At 49.7% G+C, this 17,704-nt stretch carries 22 protein-coding genes and 1 riboswitch; of the genes, 11 read left to right on the plus strand and 11 right to left on the minus strand.

The window, feature by feature from the left end:
- From ACP5D0_RS06070 to ACP5D0_RS06100, 7 genes are all read right to left on the minus strand, one after another.
- Positions 1-237 (minus strand): ATP-binding cassette domain-containing protein (locus tag ACP5D0_RS06070; RefSeq protein WP_472364767.1); only part of this gene is annotated, 237 nt, incomplete at its 3' end.
- Between the two features lie 63 nt (positions 238-300).
- On the minus strand, positions 301-612 hold the full coding sequence (locus ACP5D0_RS06075; RefSeq protein WP_472364768.1) for an STAS domain-containing protein: 312 nt from the start codon (positions 610-612) through the stop codon (positions 301-303).
- Positions 613-1,275, minus strand: a complete 663-nt coding sequence (locus ACP5D0_RS06080; protein WP_472364769.1) for an MlaC/ttg2D family ABC transporter substrate-binding protein — start codon at positions 1,273-1,275, stop codon at positions 613-615.
- Positions 1,275-1,751, minus strand: coding sequence for an outer membrane lipid asymmetry maintenance protein MlaD (gene mlaD, locus ACP5D0_RS06085; RefSeq protein ID WP_472364770.1), 477 nt, complete (start codon positions 1,749-1,751; stop codon positions 1,275-1,277). The genes ACP5D0_RS06080 and mlaD overlap by 1 nt, the downstream gene beginning before the upstream one ends.
- A 63-nt stretch (positions 1,752-1,814) precedes the next feature.
- Complete coding sequence (gene mlaE / locus ACP5D0_RS06090; protein ID WP_472364771.1) at positions 1,815-2,600, minus strand: lipid asymmetry maintenance ABC transporter permease subunit MlaE; 786 nt, start codon at positions 2,598-2,600, stop codon at positions 1,815-1,817.
- Entirely contained in the window at positions 2,597-3,391 is a 795-nt protein-coding gene (locus ACP5D0_RS06095) for an ATP-binding cassette domain-containing protein (RefSeq protein ID WP_472364772.1), read from the minus strand. The genes mlaE and ACP5D0_RS06095 overlap by 4 nt, the downstream gene beginning before the upstream one ends.
- Before the next feature lie 267 nt (positions 3,392-3,658).
- Positions 3,659-4,303, minus strand: coding sequence for a hypothetical protein (locus ACP5D0_RS06100; RefSeq protein ID WP_472364773.1), 645 nt, complete (start codon positions 4,301-4,303; stop codon positions 3,659-3,661).
- Positions 4,304-4,496: 193 nt separating this feature from the next.
- On the opposite strand from ACP5D0_RS06100, the gene ACP5D0_RS06105 reads away from it, so the two are divergent.
- From ACP5D0_RS06105 to mgtE, 7 genes are all read left to right on the plus strand, one after another.
- Positions 4,497-5,486, plus strand: coding sequence for a calcium/sodium antiporter (locus ACP5D0_RS06105; protein WP_472364774.1), 990 nt, complete (start codon positions 4,497-4,499; stop codon positions 5,484-5,486).
- A gap of 39 nt (positions 5,487-5,525) precedes the next feature.
- The gene (locus ACP5D0_RS06110) at positions 5,526-6,080 is read left to right on the plus strand and encodes a KdsC family phosphatase (RefSeq protein ID WP_472364775.1); all 555 of its coding nucleotides are present in this window, start codon (positions 5,526-5,528) and stop codon (positions 6,078-6,080) included.
- 20 nt (positions 6,081-6,100) lie between these two features.
- The gene (gene lptC / locus ACP5D0_RS06115) at positions 6,101-6,676 is read left to right on the plus strand and encodes an LPS export ABC transporter periplasmic protein LptC (protein ID WP_472364776.1); all 576 of its coding nucleotides are present in this window, start codon (positions 6,101-6,103) and stop codon (positions 6,674-6,676) included.
- Between the two features lie 20 nt (positions 6,677-6,696).
- Positions 6,697-7,260, plus strand: a complete 564-nt coding sequence (gene lptA / locus ACP5D0_RS06120) for a lipopolysaccharide transport periplasmic protein LptA (protein ID WP_472364777.1) — start codon at positions 6,697-6,699, stop codon at positions 7,258-7,260.
- Positions 7,260-7,982 carry an LPS export ABC transporter ATP-binding protein gene (lptB, locus tag ACP5D0_RS06125; RefSeq protein ID WP_472364778.1) on the plus strand — a complete coding sequence of 241 codons (723 nt, stop codon included), beginning with the start codon at positions 7,260-7,262 and terminating at the stop codon, positions 7,980-7,982. Before lptA ends, lptB begins: the two co-directional genes overlap by 1 nt.
- A 146-nt stretch (positions 7,983-8,128) precedes the next feature.
- On the plus strand, positions 8,129-8,461 hold the full coding sequence (gene hpf / locus ACP5D0_RS06130; protein WP_472364779.1) for a ribosome hibernation-promoting factor, HPF/YfiA family: 333 nt from the start codon (positions 8,129-8,131) through the stop codon (positions 8,459-8,461).
- 182 nt (positions 8,462-8,643) lie between these two features.
- Positions 8,644-10,005: a magnesium transporter gene (gene mgtE / locus ACP5D0_RS06135; protein ID WP_472364780.1), complete on the plus strand. Its 1,362-nt coding sequence runs from the start codon at positions 8,644-8,646 to the stop codon at positions 10,003-10,005.
- A gap of 430 nt (positions 10,006-10,435) precedes the next feature.
- Here the strand turns inward: mgtE and ACP5D0_RS06140 are convergent, their stop codons facing one another.
- From ACP5D0_RS06140 to ACP5D0_RS06155, 4 genes are all read right to left on the minus strand, one after another.
- Positions 10,436-12,010 (minus strand): peptide chain release factor 3, encoded by a 1,575-nt coding sequence (locus ACP5D0_RS06140; RefSeq protein ID WP_472364781.1) that lies wholly within the window; start codon positions 12,008-12,010, stop codon positions 10,436-10,438.
- A 457-nt stretch (positions 12,011-12,467) separates the two neighbouring features.
- Positions 12,468-12,542, minus strand: a riboswitch (cyclic di-GMP riboswitch).
- A gap of 95 nt (positions 12,543-12,637) precedes the next feature.
- Entirely contained in the window at positions 12,638-13,339 is a 702-nt protein-coding gene (locus ACP5D0_RS06145; protein ID WP_472364782.1) for a response regulator, read from the minus strand.
- Between the two features lie 69 nt (positions 13,340-13,408).
- Complete coding sequence (locus ACP5D0_RS06150) at positions 13,409-14,842, minus strand: ATP-binding protein (protein WP_472364783.1); 1,434 nt, start codon at positions 14,840-14,842, stop codon at positions 13,409-13,411.
- Positions 14,843-14,881: 39 nt separating this feature from the next.
- Positions 14,882-15,439 (minus strand): cytochrome b, encoded by a 558-nt coding sequence (locus tag ACP5D0_RS06155; protein WP_472364784.1) that lies wholly within the window; start codon positions 15,437-15,439, stop codon positions 14,882-14,884.
- A 234-nt stretch (positions 15,440-15,673) separates the two neighbouring features.
- On the opposite strand from ACP5D0_RS06155, the gene ACP5D0_RS06160 reads away from it, so the two are divergent.
- The 4 genes from ACP5D0_RS06160 to ACP5D0_RS06175 form a co-directional block, all read left to right on the plus strand.
- Positions 15,674-16,120, plus strand: coding sequence for a DUF1841 family protein (locus tag ACP5D0_RS06160; protein WP_472364785.1), 447 nt, complete (start codon positions 15,674-15,676; stop codon positions 16,118-16,120).
- 18 nt (positions 16,121-16,138) lie between these two features.
- Positions 16,139-16,420, plus strand: a complete 282-nt coding sequence (locus tag ACP5D0_RS06165) for a hypothetical protein (RefSeq protein ID WP_472364786.1) — start codon at positions 16,139-16,141, stop codon at positions 16,418-16,420.
- Positions 16,421-16,613: 193 nt separating this feature from the next.
- Positions 16,614-16,739 carry a hypothetical protein gene (locus ACP5D0_RS06170; protein ID WP_472364787.1) on the plus strand — a complete coding sequence of 42 codons (126 nt, stop codon included), beginning with the start codon at positions 16,614-16,616 and terminating at the stop codon, positions 16,737-16,739.
- Positions 16,740-16,759: 20 nt separating this feature from the next.
- On the plus strand, positions 16,760-17,704 hold a 945-nt coding region (locus ACP5D0_RS06175), incomplete at its 3' end, for an adenylyltransferase/cytidyltransferase family protein (protein ID WP_472364788.1).

The following is a 17,704-nucleotide window of genomic DNA, read 5'->3' on the forward strand; positions in this document are numbered from 1 at the left end:
AAAGCGGCGTGTCTGGCGATAATCCTTCTGCACATCATACCCATTGATCAAAATGCGACCGTCGGTTGGCTTGATCAAGCCGGCCATCGTATTGATCAAAGTGGATTTACCGGCACCGTTCGGCCCCAACAAGCCAAAAAAACACCCGGGGCGCACATCAAACGACACCCCCTTTAAGGCCTGTAAAGCCCCATATTGTTTTTGAACAGCCTGAAAAGAAACGGCGGCAGACGACATAATATTCCTTAATAATTTTCAATGAAAGCTTGGTACGAGTGAGGCGCGAGGTAAATTCGAGTGTTAACCCGAGGTCGAAGGCGGTATCTCAAACACTTGGTTCAATCCATACAAATCCACCAAGACCTTGAGATCATCCGACAACCCAATCAACTTGAGCGGCGCTGCGTTCACAGACTGCACATAGAGAAGCATGGCCAAACAGGCGGAATCGGCATTTTGCACCCCGCGACAATCCACCGATTTCACCGGCGCAGCCTGCGCTTTCAATGTCTGTTGATACAGCCGCACCACTTCAGCAATGCCAATGCTGCCGGACAACACCAACACATCCCCCTCCAAGGTCGCGGACGGCACATCCTGCAGTTTACGCATTCAAGCCTCGGAGGCTGAAGAAAACTGACGGTTTTTCGCGTTCAGTTCTTCAATCACTTGATCAATGCCTTTGCGCTGAAACTCCGAAGCAAACGTCTTGCGATAATTTAACAGCAGGCTGATCCCCTCGATCGACACGTCATACAGCATCCATTTTTGCGTTTTGGAATCCTGAAAAGCACGATACACCACAGTGGAAACATTGCCATCGCCTTGAGTCACATCTGTTGTCACCGACGCCCTTCCTGGGCGGGTCTCCACCGCCTTAGAAACATCAATCCGAGTGACTTGCAGTTTCAAAATGCTGCTGGCATAAGAGCGCAAAAGCGTGTTAGTGAACGCTTCTGTAAACGCCGCTTGTTGACTTGGCGTCGCCTGCTTCCAATAATTGGCCATAACATAACGCGCCATTTTAGGCGTATCCACATAAGGCAGCACAAAGGTTTCTGCAAACACTTTGATTTTTTGCGGATCCGCTTCCAGCTCAGCGCGCTGTTTGTCCACCTCTGTAATCACCGTTTCCGAAAGTTCTTTAACCATTGCCTCCGGGTTCGATTGATTAATCTCAACCGCCCAGGCCTGGCCAAAAAACGCCGTTGCTACCAGAAAACTCCAACCAACCCATGCCGATTTTTTCGTGTTAACCAACGATAAAAAAAACATTATTTCCCCTCCGAACCACTGTCTGCAAATTTCGTTAAAAACTGCCCAATCAACTCTTCAAGCACCAGAGCCGGCTGCACCAAGTCAATCTGGTCGCCATTAATCAAATACACATCATCCGCCCCGGGCTGCAAACCGATATATTGATCCCCAAGCAGCCCTGAGGTCAGAATGGATGCGGAAGTATCCAATGGCAATTCATTGTAATCCTGATAAATATCCATTAATACCCTGGCCTGGTAGGTATTGCGATCCACGGAAATGGATGAAACACGCCCCACGACCACGCCACTGATTTTGACTGGGGAGCGCACTTTCAAACCGCCAATGTTGCTGAACAAGGCACTGACTTGATACGTCGGGCGCTCTTGAAACCCATCGAAATTACTCACTTTCAAACCAATGACCGCCAAAGAAATCAGCGCCATCAACACGAAAGCCCCCACCATTACTTCAACCATTTTCCATCGAGACATAGATAATTTCTCTATTGTTTACTCATTTTGTCGGAACGGCCACACTTGGCCGACCGACCCGCGTCAACTGAACATCATCGCTGTTAAAATGAAGTCCAATCCGAGCACACCCAATGATGAATGCACGACCGTGCGAGTGGTGGCACGACTCACCCCCGCCGAAGTGGGCAAGGCATCATGCCCCTGAAACAAGGCCACTGTGGCCACCAGAACCGCAAACGCAATCGACTTGATAATGCCATTTACGACATCTTCATGCCAATCCACGCTTTGATTCATCTGCGTCCAAAAAGCCCCTTCATCGACGCCTAACCAACCGACCCCAACCAGATAGCCCCCCAAAATCCCCATCGCAATAAACATCAACGACAACATCGGCAAAACCAACAACGCCGCCACAAACCGCGGCGCATACACAAATTTCAACGGATCCACCGCCATCATTTCCAGCGCCGATAACTGCTCAGTGGAGCGCATTAAACCTATCTCTGCGGTTAAAGCAGAACCGGCGCGTCCGGCAAACAGCAAGGCCGCCACCACCGGCCCCAACTCTCGCAACAATGACAAAGCCGTCATGGTGCCCACCGCTTCTTCGGCATTGAAATCCACCAATACATTGTAGCCTTGCAAACTCAACACCATGCCCACAAACAGTCCCGCCGTGAGAATAATGGGTAAGGACAAGACACCGGCGAAATAAATCTGTTTAATGAGAAGATCTAAACGCAAAAAGGCGTTTGGTATGGCTGGCAAAAGAGACCAGACAAAGAAAAACCCTCGCCCGAAAGCACGGAAGACCTGCGTCACACTGTGGCCGATAGCGGCCAGAAAATCGAACACAGATTTCATTTCAAATCCTGAAAATAAGGTTTTGCAGGATAATCAAATGGTACCGGACCATCTGGCAGGCCTTGCAAAAACTGTTGAACGTAATCCGATTCAGACGCTACCAAGTCATCGGGCGTGCCTTCCGCCACCACGCGCCCCTCGGATATCACGCAGGCAAAGTCCGCAATCGACAGAACTTCATTAACATCATGCGAAACCGCCACACTGGTCACGCTCAAGGTGTCGTTGAGTTTGCGGATCAGCTCTATCAGCACGCCCATGGTAATCGGATCTTGCCCAACAAACGGCTCGTCATAAAAAATCATGTCGGGATCCAACGCCAAAGCCCGTGCCAAGGCCACTCTTCTGGACATCCCACCGGACAACTGCGACGCCATCAGGTGTTGAGCACCTCGCAAGCCTACGGCCTGCAGCTTCATCAGCACCAACGGCCGGATAATGTCCTCCGGTAAATCGGTGTGTTCACGCACGGGAAAAGCCACATTATCAAACACATTCAAATCGGTTAGCAAGGCACCGCTCTGAAACAACATCCCCATTTTTTGACGCAACTCATAGAGTTTCGAGCGCCTCAAGGTGTGAACATTCTGACCATTCACCCAAATTTCACCCTGATCCGGCTTGAGCTGACCGGCAATCAGCTTCAGCAGCGTGGTCTTGCCGGTGCCGCTCGGCCCCATGATCGCCGTCACCTTTCCCACCGGAATCTTCAAGGAAAAGTCGCGAAAGATGACGCGCTCACCACGCGAAAAACTCACATTTTTAATATCAATCAGCGTATCGGCAATCATCCGGCTAAATACTCATTTCAGTTCAACTCAGTAACAAGTCATCTACAATCATTCGCAGTTTGCACACATTCGACCTTATGCGTTTGCGCGTTTGCGTGTTAACGAATTTGCGCCATGTTGCTGCTGTGCTTGCGGAAGCAAATGCCAAGCACCAACTTGGCGAAAATTTTGTGCAGTTTTCAGATTTAGAGGCGTGATATTAACAAACTTTTATTTAAAGCCAAAGGGAAAAGCCATCCGAAGTAGGTCAACAAAGCTCAATACCGGTCAATACCCCAGCAACTCCGCCACTACCTTCAGGTTTTTTAATTGCGCCATGTCCAGATGCGGGTTCCCCACTAAAAACAAGCCTGCTTGACAAGATTCCGGCAATGAAGCCATAAATTTCCGCAGCAAATCGGCCTGCGCTCGACCATCGTCCGGTAAATCGCTCACATACCCCAACGGCGCTCCCCAAAGCACCAAACCATTCTGTCGCCACACCCATTCCAAGCCACCAGCGTGTGGGGCATTCGCCTCAAATGTCGATTCGTCTGCCAAATAAGTGACTTGATAAATAGATGTAAGTTCTTCCGTTAAGCGTTTGAAACCATGGTATAAAATACCGTAGGCACTCGCTTGAAAATGGGCTTTTATTTGGCGCAATGTCTTGTCCGTCTCGGAATCTAATGATTCGGGCAAGTCAAACACCCAATAAAACACCGCTTCCTCAAGCGACGCCACCAGTTCTTCAATGGTTGTTGCCGTCCAGTTTCGCCACTCGGAATAAGGCACTAAAACCGTTTGAAAATACTGGCTGTAATAATCCAGACGCCAGTCTTGCGGCATATCCTCTGGGTAAAACGTCTCTTCCCAACCCGTTGAATGCCAGCCAAAAGCACCCACCAACAAATTTTCAATCTCACCTGACATCACACCCCCTACTCAACTAGACCCCAAACCTTAACAACCTTGAATTCAGCCATAAACATTATTTATTTCCAATACAAAAAAAACTATAATGACGGTTTTGCGTTCGCTCAATTAGCTCAAATTCGGTTGAGCGAAACTGTTTTAAACGACCAAAAGTGCCCATACAACACCAACCCCACAAAGACATTCAATTATGCTCACAAGCCTAGTTTTACCTTCAATTGTACTATTAATCGGACTGGTTCTGCTGGTCTGGAGTTCGGACATTTTTATTGAAGGGGCGGCCAGCACCGCCGTTCACCTAAACGTTTCACCATTGATTATCGGGGTGGTGGTTTTGGGCTTTGGCACCTCCGCCCCCGAAATGCTGGTCGCCATTCTGGCGTCCGTTGACAACAGCCCAGGCCTGGCCATTGGCAATGTTGTTGGCTCCAATATTGCCAATATCGGTCTGGTGCTTGGGGTGACGGCCATTATTTCACCGATACTGATCAAATCCTCTTTGCTGAAACGGGAGTTCCCGATTCTTATCGTCATCTCCATCGTTGGCGCGCTACTGATGCTGGACAACGACTTGGACATGCTTGACGGCACGATTCTTGTCGTGCTTTTGATTATTGTAATGGGGTGGATGATCTATGCCAATAAAACCATGCCCACGAGTGACCCACTCGCGGAGGAAACCTTCCAGGAACTGGAAGACCTCCCCAAACTCTCCAAAACAAAAGCCTGGGTATTTTTGTTTATCGGCCTAACCATATTAATGGGCAGCGCCAAAATGATGGTCTGGGGTGCCGTGGAAGTGGCCATGTATTTCCAAGTGCCTGAAATGATTATTGGCTTAACCATTATCGCGGTCGGCACCAGCTTGCCCGAGCTGGCCGCCGCCATCAGCGCTGCCAAAAAAGGCGAAGCCGATTTAATGATCGGCAACATTCTAGGCTCCAACCTGTTCAACCTACTGGCGGTAATGTCCATGCCCGCCTTGCTGGCACCGTCCATTATTGAAAAAAACACGCTGTTATTGGACTATCCAATCATGCTTGCGTTGACGGTTGCCATGCTGGTTGTCGCACTGCCATTTCGGGGCAAAGCGATCATTACACGCTTCGAAGGCTTTCTGCTACTGTCCACGTTTGTGGGTTATATGATATTCTTGTATTTTCGTGCCGCCAGTGGTTAAAAATGGCCGGCAGAGTCACAATTCTATAGGAGCCTTTACATGACCGATCTTGCGCCCTTTTCACCAGGCCTGGTGAAAAAAGCCGAAACCATCCGCCTGTTGATTTTGGATGTTGACGGCGTCCTCTCCGACAACAAGCTGATTTACGGTGATGATGGCATGGAGTACAAGGCTTTTTTCACACGAGACGGGCACGGCATGGTGATGTTGCAAAAAAGCGGCATCGAAATCGGCATCATCACCGGTCGCAACTCCCCGCTCACCTCCAAGCGCATGCAAGATTTAAAAGTGAAACACCTTTACCAAGGCGTGCCGGACAAACTCCCCACCTTTTTAAAACTGGTTGAGTCTCTGGGGTTGCACTTTTCCGAAATTGCTTATGTTGGCGACGACATTCTCGATTTACCCATTCTTACCCGTGTCGGCTTAGCCGCTTGCCCAGCCGACGCAGATGCCGAAGTTAAGCCGCGTGTCGATTACATCTCACAATTTAATGGTGGCCAAGGCTGTGTTCGAGAAATCTGTGAGCTGATTTTGAAAGCCCAAGGGCTGTGGCAAGCCCACATGGACTTTTATCTGCGCGAAACCGTCTAAGCCGAACGAGACGCCGTTAAATGCTAAAAAGATTTCCACTATTGTTGATTTTTATCGCGACCATACTCACCCTCGTAATCGCATTTAAACAGACAGCCCAAGCGCCAGCCCCATTGAACACTGAAGACGCAACCGATACGCGGCCGAGCTGGCAAGCCTTCAATATGACCAGCTGGCACCTTTCCAACGCCTCGGAAAACCCAACTCAAACCCGAATTCATGCCGACCAGATAACCTATCAAAACACCGAACGCCTCAGTCACTTTAAAGCCCCCTTTGTCATCCGAGACGAACCGCAGCAGCGTATGACACTTGAAAGCGACAGCGGCTTCAGCGAAAACGACACTCGTGTCACCCTGGAAAAAAACATCGTGATTCACCGTTTTGACAAAGCCAACCCGAACGAAATTAGCACGCTAAACACCGAAAAAATTACATATAATAGCGAAACAGGCCTTCTTTACAGCCCCCTATTCACGCAAATCACCCAACCCAATACCATCATCAGTGGCGTTGGGTTCGAAGCGGATTTGACCACGGATACCTATCGGTTCTTATCGCAGGTAAAAACGCAATATCAACCGAATCAGGATTAACAAACCACAAGACAAACCCCATGCCCAGAATTTTCAAAAACACCACACTTTCGACTCCCCTACTATTGGCAGCGTTTCTTTTCAGCGCCCTTGGCCTTCAGAAGGTTTTCGCCGAAACGCCAACCACAGCCGAAGAACAAGACAGCTTACCGATTGAAGTCACCGCCGACAAACTGGTTTCCCGGGAACAAGAAGGCGAAAGTGTTTATACCGGTCATGTCATCATTACCCAGGGACCCACCCAGATCAAAGGCGACAAAGTCACTCTTTTTCACCCCAACCGAAACTTAACCAAAGCCATCGTGATCGGAACCCCAGCCACATTTAAACGTTTTCTACCTGAAGAACAAAGCTGGGTAAGCGGGCACGCCAATAAAATTACGTATGACATGACGGCCAAAAACCTACTTCTGGAGCAAGACGCTTACGTCAATCAAGACGACAAAAACAGCATTTCCGGACCCAAAATTCAATACGACCTTACGCGCAAGACATTGTCGGCATCCAGCACTCAAGCCGAGGACGAACGGGTTAAAGTGATCTTCCAACCCGATAACAACGAAGACACAAAAGAGGTGCCTTGATGGCTCACTTCTACGCACGTCAACTGGCCAAAAGCTATAAACGCCGAGCCGTTGTGTCCTCGGTGGATCTTGACGTTGAAAGCGGTCAGGTCGTCGGCTTACTCGGCCCGAACGGCGCGGGCAAAACCACCACTTTCTATATGATGACAGGCCTGGTGAAAAACGATGCCGGCAACATCTACCTAAATGATCAAGACATCAGCGCCCTATCCATTGACCGACGCGCCAAACTCGGCATCGGCTATCTGCCACAGGAAGCTTCTGTTTTTCGCAAGCTGACCGTTCGAGATAACATTCTCGCCATTCTGGAAATGCGCGCGGAGCTGAGTCACGATGAGCGCAACCAAAAATACGAATCTTTGATTGACGACCTGCAAATCAACCACATTACCGACCAACTGGGGCAAGCTTTGTCCGGTGGTGAGCGCCGCCGTGTTGAAATTGCCCGCGCCCTGGCGATGGAACCGGATTTTATCCTCTTGGACGAACCCTTTGCTGGCGTGGATCCGATTTCCGTCAAAGACATTCAAAACATTATTTTGCACCTAAAACTCAAAGGCATCGGTGTGCTGATAACCGACCACAATGTTCGGGAAACTCTCGGCGTCTGCGACAAAGCCTACATTCTGCATGCCGGTACCATTCTCGCCCAGGGCACCCCCCACGACATCCTCTCCAACCCGGATGTCAAACGTGTCTATCTGGGGGAAAACTTCCAGTAAACCCGTTACCGACAGCGGTAAAACCCCACTGAAGCCGTTGCGTCTGTGCTATACTGAACTTGAAGAAAAGGTTATTCCAAACCAACCCAAAATGAGTCGATTAACCTGACCCGAACATCGCAATAACAGAGAAAAGGAGCGATATCATGCAAATCAATATTACTGGTCACCATGTTGAAATCACGGATCCACTTCGTGAATATGTTTCTGAAAAAATGCAAAAATTGACTCGTCATTTTGACCATGTTACCAATGCGCATGTTATTTTAACGGTCGAAAAACAACTGCAAAAAGCGGAAGCCACCGTTCACGCTTCCGGTAAAGATTTGTTTGCCGAACACACCTGTGAAGACATGTATGCATCCATTGATGCGCTGGTTGATAAACTGGATCGTCAAATCATTAAGCATAAAGAAAAAATCGGCAGCCACAACAAAAAATCCGGTGGCGTCAAAAACATGGCCGCTGAAGAAGCCTAATTCCAGTCAGCCATAGAAAACAACCGTCAAAAAGGGAATGTGTTCATTCCCTTTTTTTGTATCCATGATTTCTGTCATCCGCTTGTCATGCACGCCCACACCGTTTTCGATTAAAATACCAATCTTAAACATTTAACCCGAGAATTGTTGGGTTAAGACTCGATAAAACGTAGGATGTTTTAATGTCACAAATTCACCACAGCACCGACAAACTGCAATTAACCGAGCTTTTGCATCAAGCTGTGAGTGATAAAAACACCGCCTATATTCAAGAACTCCTAAAAGGGTTGGTACCGGAAGAAATCGCTGAAATTCTGGAAGCCACCCCCCCAAAAGAACGTAACCAACTTTGGACAGCCCTGCCCCCGGATCTTCAAGGGGAAATACTCGGTCACACCAATGACGAAGTACGTACTCGCTTACTCAGTCTACTGAAAGCCGATGAAATCATCGAGTTAACCGAAACACTCGAAACGGACGACATCGCCGACATTGTTCAATCCATGCCGGAAAAAGACAAGGCCGAACTGCTTGAAAAACTGCCTGAGCAAGAACGCATTGCCGTTCAAACAGCCTTATCCTACCCAGAAGACACCGCCGGTGGTCTGATGAGCACCGACTTCATTGCCGTTCGCTCCGATGTCACTTTGGAAGTCGTCATTCGGCTGTTGCGAAAAATCGGTGCCTTACCAAAAGACATGGTCGATTTAATCGTTCGAGATCGCAATGGAAAATACCAAGGTGCGCTCAAGCTCAACGACCTGTTAACACACGACCCGGAAACCGAAGTCAGCGAACTGGTGGATACCGAACGCTTTGCCATTAAAGCACTCACGCCCGCCAAAGACGTGGCCAGTGTTTTTGAGAAAAACGATTTGGTCTCCATTGCCGTGGTGGACGAACGCAACCATGTACTTGGTAGAATCACCATCGACGACATTGTAGACATCATCCGGGAAGAAGCCGAACGCACCCAAATGGCCAGTGCTGGCTTGGATGATGAAGAGGATTTATTCGCACCGCCATTACGCTCTGCAAAGCGCCGCTCGTTCTGGCTGGGGATTAATCTGATTGCCGCCAGCCTCGCCGCGACCGTCATCAGTCTGTTTGAAGCCAGCATTGAAGAAATCGTTGCGTTAGCGGTATTAATGCCAATGGTGGCCAGCATGGGGGGCGTGGCTGGCACCCAAACCTCCACCATTGTCATACGCGCCTTAGCCACCGGAAAGCTGGGCGCCAAAAACCGCCAGAAACTCATCACTAAAGAGACACTGGTGGGCGTACTCAACGGCTCTTTCTGGTGTTTTGTCACCGGCACCGCTGCCTGGCTGTGGTTTGACAATGTTTTTTTGGGGATTATATTCGGCACGGCCATGCTCATCAACCTCACCGCAGCCGCCTTAGCCGGTGCGATTATCCCATTGGCTCTGAACAAAATGAAAATCGACCCAGCGCTGGCGACTGGGTTAATGCTCACCACCGTCACCGACTCGCTGGGCTTCTTTGTCTTCCTCGGACTGGCGACAATGGTACTCACCGTCTGAGAAGTTACGACAATCACAAAAGTAGAAAGGGTTGAAGCGCCGGTGCTCGGGCGCGTGGAATTGCGCGATCAACTGGAATTACGCACTCGGGTTAAAGCGACTTGAAAAATGAAGCGTCCATCCAAAGCCACGAAAAACCAACCACGACCAATAATAAAACCACGAACACCGTCCTTTTAAAATAAGACTTTTTCGGATTGCGAAAAATATAGTCCTTTCGTCTTAATTTCATCTCTTTCACTGGTTCTCCATTGGCCTGCATAGTCTAATCTTCCCTGATAAACGCACTGAGAGCCTATGCGTTCGAACAAAACACCCACTGAAATTTACCGCCCCCATGGCAACTCATAAGTATTTTATACAGGAACCTTATCAGATTTTCCACAAAATTCCAATGCCTTGTCCCGATTTTTACTCAGCTGTAGACCGTTCAGTGCTCACGGGTTGCAACAAATTGCAGCTTAGGCCAGCGCTCCTCCATGAGCGTCAAATTCACCCGCGTAGGTGCAATGTACACCAATTGATCCGCCGCATCATAAGCAACATTCTCTTTCACCTTATTCAAAAACTGATCAATTTCCGCTTTTTCGCCCAGAATCCAGCGTGCTGTGGAAACATTCACCGCTTCAAACAAACACGCCACATTGTATTCATCCTTCAAACGCTGTGCCACTACCTCAAACTGCAGAATGCCCACTGCACCCAAAATCAAATCATTATTGGCAATGGGTCTGAACAGCTGAGTCGCACCCTCTTCCGATAGTTGGGTTAACCCTTTCTGCAGCGCCTTCATTTTCATCGGATCTTTTAACTGAGCGCGCCGGAAAAGCTCGGGGGCAAAGTTCGGAATCCCGGTAAATTTCAAGGCCTCACCCTGAGTAAAGGTGTCACCGATTTTGATGGTACCATGGTTATGCAAGCCGATAATATCGCCGGGATAAGCCACTTCTGCTTGATCTCGCCGATTCGCCAGAAAGGTGATCGCTTTCGCAATTTTCACATCCTTGCCGATACGCACGTGTTTTAAGCTCATCCCCTTATCATATTGACCCGACACCACTCTCATAAAGGCCACGCGATCACGGTGTTTCGGATCCATATTCGCCTGAATCTTAAAAATAAACCCCGTCAGTGCCGCTTCGTCGGACGCGACAAAACGTTCATCCGCCTGACGCCCAACCGGCGGCGGGGCGTAATCGGCAAAACCATCCAACAACTCCTGCAAACCGAAGTTATTCACCGCCGAACCAAAAAACACCGGTGTCAAACGACCGTCTAAAAACCGCTGCAAATCGAATTCGTGACTGGCACCGCGCACCAGTTCAATTTCATCCCGCAATTCAGCCGCCTGAGTGCCCAGTTTTGCATCCAACTCGGGGTTCTCCAGCCCGACAATCAGCTCGCCTTGAGAAGCATTCAAACCGTCCGCCGTTTCAAACAGACGCACGGTATCGTTATGCAAATGGTAAATGCCCTTAAAGCGTTTGCCCATGCCAATGGGCCAAGTCATCGGGGCGCACTCAATCTTTAAAACCTCTTCCACCTCGTCCAACAATTCAATCGGGTCTTTACCTTCACGGTCCAACTTATTGATAAACGTCAGAATGGGCGTGTCGCGCAAGCGACAGACCTCCATCAATTTAATCGTTCGATCTTCGACCCCTTTGGCCACGTCAATCACCATCAGCGCCGAATCCACTGCCGTCAAGGTTCGATACGTATCTTCGGAAAAATCCTCATGCCCCGGGGTGTCCAAAAGATTAATCATCACATCCCGATAGGGAAACTGCATCACCGAAGAAGCCACGGAAATGCCGCGTTCCTGCTCCATCTTCATCCAGTCAGAGGTCGCGGCTCGATCCGTTTTACGGCTTTTCACCGCTCCAGCCATTTGAATCGCGCCGCCGTAAAGCAACAATTTTTCCGTGACGGTGGTTTTACCCGCATCCGGGTGGGAGATAATCGCAAAGGTGCGGCGTTTATTGGTTTCAAGCTGCAAAGACATAAAGCGTTCTTCTTAAATTGAAAAGGCCTGTGATTTTAGAACAACAATGAAATTGACCAGGCCTGGTGATTATTCGTTTTGCGGCGAATTATAACCGATTGCGGCGGTGTTTAAGGAACCTCTGCTCGAAAAAAGCAAAGCGGATAACCAAATAAGGCCGTCAGAAAGCACTGACCAAAAGCACAGACTAAACCGGATTGGGTTGAAGATTAGGCAGGATCAATGGACAAAAAAAGAGGGCTGAAAAGCCCTCAAACAATCTCCCCCCTTGTGGTTCTCCCACGTCAGGAATGGGAAAGGGGAAACTCAGTTGCACTCTGAACAAGGTGTGATTTGAGGGCATAAACCGTCTGTTCAGAAAGAACCGGTTGAAGGCAGAAAACTAGGGGTCTGAAAAGGAAAGATTGCTTAGGGAAAGCGAACTTCAAAACAGGACGTTTCGAAACGTAACACTCTAATCGGCAACCCGGCCATCTCAGGGAGATCCGTGGCTTTCTGTCTTCGCCTCGCAACGAATTTAGCTTTATCAAATCAAATAAGATTTATTTTAAAACAATAAATGTCTCACAACAAGCCATACATCCATTAATTTTAAAAAAATTACGCGGTCTATTCCATGCCGCCGCATTACGACAACAATTCAAATTTATAGCCAACTCCGTACACCGAGTGGATCAGCTCTTTATCCGTGAGTTCATCTGCCAGTTTGTGGCGCAATTTTTTGATGTGACTGTCTACGGTGCGATCCGACACGACACGATTATCGGGATAAATGCGACTGATTAACTGAGTGCGCGAATAAATATGCCCCGGCGTATCGCTCAATAACTTTAAAATGGCAAATTCCACTAACGATAAACTCACCGATTGACCCTGATAACGCACTTGGTAACGCGCCTCATCCATCTGCCAGCCGTCCGTTTGGGCACCGCCTTCCTGAGCCTCCACCTGCAACTGCGCGCGCCGCAACAGCGCCTTGACTCTGGCCAGCAGTTCGCGCGGACTGAAAGGTTTACAGACATAATCATCCGCGCCCAGCTCCAGTCCTAGAATCCGATCCACCTCTTCCACTTTTGCCGTCAGCATAATTATCGGCACCGCACTGACATCACGAATGGCTTTGCACAACGTCAAGCCGTCCTTGCCGGGCAGCATCACATCGAGCAGAATCAAATCCGGCGAATGCGACTGTACCCAATCCATCACGGCCAGACCATCGTCGATATGGTGCACCTGAAAACCGCTGTTTTCCAGATATTCCCGCACAATGGTGGCGATTTTAATTTCATCTTCCACCACCAAAACCGTTTGTGCCGTCATGTATTTCATTACCTTTCATTCAAACACGCCCCGCCGGAATCAGAGCCACTTAATTAGAGCCATTTATTTGGAACCAGCCTATCGCGGTAAATTCACCATCACAGACAAGCCCCCCAGGCCGGAAGCCTCCGCCGAAACATTCCCGCGATGCGCCTGCACAATCTGCTGCACAATCGCCAAGCCCAAACCAGCGCCACCGTGGCGTCGGTTTCGGGAGGTTTCTGTTCGAAACAACCGATCAAACAAATAGGTCATATCCTCTGAGGCCACTGAGGGAGGCGAATCGTCGATGCGCAAATACGCCTGCTTGGCATCGCACCTCAACGAAACCTGAATCTGCCCAGGTTCGGTATTCGAATCAGCGCCCTGCTTCGCATCGGTGTAATCCAAGCTGTTCACCAGCAAATTAGTCACCATCTGCTGCAAACGCGCTTCATCGCCGTTTATCATGCACTTATCGGCGGGCAACTGCAACCGCAATCGCAAGCCTTTGGTTTGAATGCGCTCTTTCACCGCCTCGATGGAGCGCGACACCACCGATTTGAAGCACACAGGGTTCATTTTATAATCCAACCCGCCGACATCGTTCAAACTGACCTGATACAAATCGTCCACCAAGCGGTTCAGCAGCATCACTTCTTCGTGAATCTGCTGAATATTGGCTTCGGAAGGTGCCCGAATACCGTCCTTAATCGCTTCCAAACTGCCCTGCAGCACCGTCAAAGGCGTGCGCAGTTCATGGGAAATATCGGCAATCCATTGATTTCGGCTGAGCTTGCTCTGCTCCAGCGTGGCCGCCAAATGGTTAAAATCCTGCTGGAGCTGTCCCAGTTCATCACGACGGCTCTGTTTAAGACGGGTTGAAAAATGCCCTTGCGACAAACGGCGCATCCCGCGCGTCACCTTTTGAATCGGTTGTAGAAAGTGATTGGCAAAGGGCAGCAGTAGCAGCAAAGCCGACAAGGTCACCAGCACCGCTCCCCAAGTAAAGATAAACGACTGACTTTGCGCAAACTCAATATCGGTTTTATCCGTCAATTCTTGACGATGGTTGTACCCGAGGTGCCCGACATCCTCACGATCCACCCGAATGCATTCCATCATGCCATTATCACTCGGTGGCGGCCCGATCAACAATTCACCCTCTTTACTCATCAGACTCACCCGACTTTCAAATTCATCCGGGTGAATTTTCAGCAGACTGGGGTATTGACGTTCCAGCAAAATATCCATTGGAATGTACGTATGGGTTAAATCCACACGGTGCGACGCCGTCAAAAGGCGCTGCCAAACGCCAAGATCCACATCTTTCGTGTCAAACACCCCCTTTTCATCCATATAGACTTCCAGGTTGTTTTTCAGGCGTTCCAGCCGCAACTGATCGCGTTTATCGACATACTTAACCATGGTGTCGTGCAATAAATATTGATTGCTCCACACCATTGCCACCAGCATGAGAAACCCGAACCCCAGCAATACCAGAATCAGTTTGACACGCAATGAAATCTTCATAAAAAGCCCAACCCGAAAACCGCTTACCCTTGCTATGCCTTAGTCTTTCGGCACATCGCGACCCAGCATACGCTTCAAGGTGGCATCTTTATAGACAAAATGATGCTTCATGGCACCGGCAATGTGCAGCAAAATGGCCAAAGGCAAAATAAACTGCCCCGCAATGGCGTGCACGCCTTTGGCAATCCCGCCAATGGTTTCATTTTCCGGCACAATCTGCGGCATGGTAAACCACCCAAACACCGCCACCTCGTGCCCGCCCGCATTGGACATCACCCAGCCGGACAGCGGCATTAAAATCAGCCCCAGATACAAGATGCCGCGCACACTGTGCGCCAGAATCTCTTCCGAACGTTTAGACGCAATCACCGGCGGATTCGGCGACACCTTCAACCAAACCAAACGCAACACCACCAACGCCAGCACAATCACCCCAATGGATTTATGAATGTCATACAGCTCAAACTTATCCGGCGACTTCGGCAAATCGGCCATGTAAATACCAAACGCAATCATACCAATAAACAAAACGGCGGTGATCCAATGGTTGGCGCGGGTCACCAGCCCATAAGTCTGGCTTGAATTTTTAACACTCATTCTACTTTCTCCTCATTTTGACTCGTTTAAAGGCGCATTTTGCGCGCCTGCTGATTTTACGCTCAATTTCGGATGAGTATAAGGTTTCCGACCGTCAAAATTGTGAAAAGACTGTGAACCCCTCAATGCCTTATCAGCAGGCCTGGATAAAACGCGCAAAATCATTTTCAAGCCGGTTCCTTTTCGCTAAACTATGTCATCCTACTTCACTAACGGATTCAATAGAAACGCCGCATGTTTTACACCACTGAACGCGACAAAATGCGCCAATTTTACGCCGACACCTGGCAGAAGGCCGCCCGAAACGACCCCATGGACGCCATGGAAACCCGAGTGGCGCGTGTCATCGAAATGCACCCAGAATATCATCCCATGCTCAACAATCAGAAACACCTCGGCAGTGACTACCTGCCCGAGCTGGGGGAAACCAACCCGTTTCTGCACATGGGGATGCACCTGGCTCTACAAGAACAGGTGGCTCTGGATCGGCCACAAGGCATTCAAGCCATTTACCAGCAACTCGGCCAAAAACTCCGTGACATTCACACCACCGAACACGCCATGATGGACTGTCTGGGTGAAGCCCTCTGGCAGGCACAACAAAACCAAGGCCTACCGGACGATAAGGCCTACCTTGAGTGTCTGCAAAACCTGCTCCAAGAGCCTCACCAACCCGCATAAATTGACAAGGAATTCCCCATGACTAAGCCCGCTCCAACCAACAACCGATTCGACGCACCAAAGCTTTCCCCATTGAAACGCGCACTGCGAAACGGCTTGCTGATCGCCATCGTCGTCGCCATCGTCACCCACTTACAAGACGCCGCCCTACAAGAAAGCCTAATGTCCGCCCTCTTCACACTGGTCATAGTCACCCCCGCACTGTGGCTGTCCTATCGGCTCACCCAAAAATTGTTGACCCGCAGCTCAGACCCCACCCCCGACAAAGCCGACCCCAAAAAATCGACCGAGGCAGACTGACTCCATGACCGCCTAGCCCAACACGGCAACCGACCCATCCGCGTTATTACAAGCACTTCAAACCTTTCAAGAACGCCATTACGCCCAAGCGGAAACCCTCTTTAAAGCGGCTCAAGCAAAAAATCCGAACCACCCGACTCCCACCCTTTATCTGGCGCAAATCGCTTTAATTAACGGCGATGCGCAAGATTGGTTGTCGCCACTGGAAACCCTTATCCAGCAACATCCCTACCTAAAAGACGCTTATCATGTGCTGGCGCAGGTCTATCAACAAAGCGGCGATCTGCCGCGTGCGGCACACTATTTTACCAGTGTTTAAGCCTGCATCTCACCCAACCATTGACAGAACCCCCAACCGACACCAAATCCGCCGCCACCCTGGAAAATCACCACCATCAGGCTCAAAATCCATCATCGGCCTTAACGACACTCTGGCAAACCCTGGCGCGCTTCAAGCAAGCACAACAGCCCGCTTTTGCCACCGCCGGCACGCTGCTCGGACTGGAAAGAACCGGAAGCCTGCTTCCCAATGACAAAGACATCGACATCGGCATTGATTGGTTGCACATGAACGACGCCGTTAATCTGTTACAACAAAACGGCTGGCAAGAATGGCAAAGATCCTACGACCTAATCAACCCACGATGCTTCAAAAACGCGGATGGATTAGTAGTCGATCTTTGTGGTTACGCCACCGAACAAACCACGCAAACAGTTGTCTCAGGATTATGGATGGATAAAGTACCGTTCGAATGGAACCGCATCACGGTTTTTCCTGCCATTACCCTCACGCAACGCAACAGCCCTGCCGGTCGCGTCTGGCATTTAAAACAACCACAAACCTTTCTTAACGCCCTCTACGGTGAAGATTGGTCAACACCGGATCCGACTTTCGACACCATTGTCTGCGCCCACAACCTGCGCCGTTTTTCATGGCTTGCACAATGCTACGCCTATTCCAGACTCTACCAGCACCTCAAACAGCGCCGCTACGCCAAAGCCCTGAGTCAGACCCGCTGCATTCGCCGTCATCGTCCAGAAGATCCGCTGTTGCAGCAACTACAGAAACAACTGGAAACCCTAACTTCTCAGAAGGCCGACAGAGTGCTGGCACTGGGCTATTTCGATCTCATCCACATCGGCCACCTCAACTACCTGAATTACGCCAAACAGCAAGGTCAGACTCTGGTCGTTGGCGTGGCACCGGACGCTTTCAGCCAACAATCAAAAGGCTATTCGCCCGTCCTGCCCGAATCCCAACGACTGAAAATGGTCGCCGCTCTA

This window comes from Hydrogenovibrio sp., assembly GCF_049975065.1.
Lineage (GTDB): Bacteria > Pseudomonadota > Gammaproteobacteria > Thiomicrospirales > Thiomicrospiraceae > Hydrogenovibrio.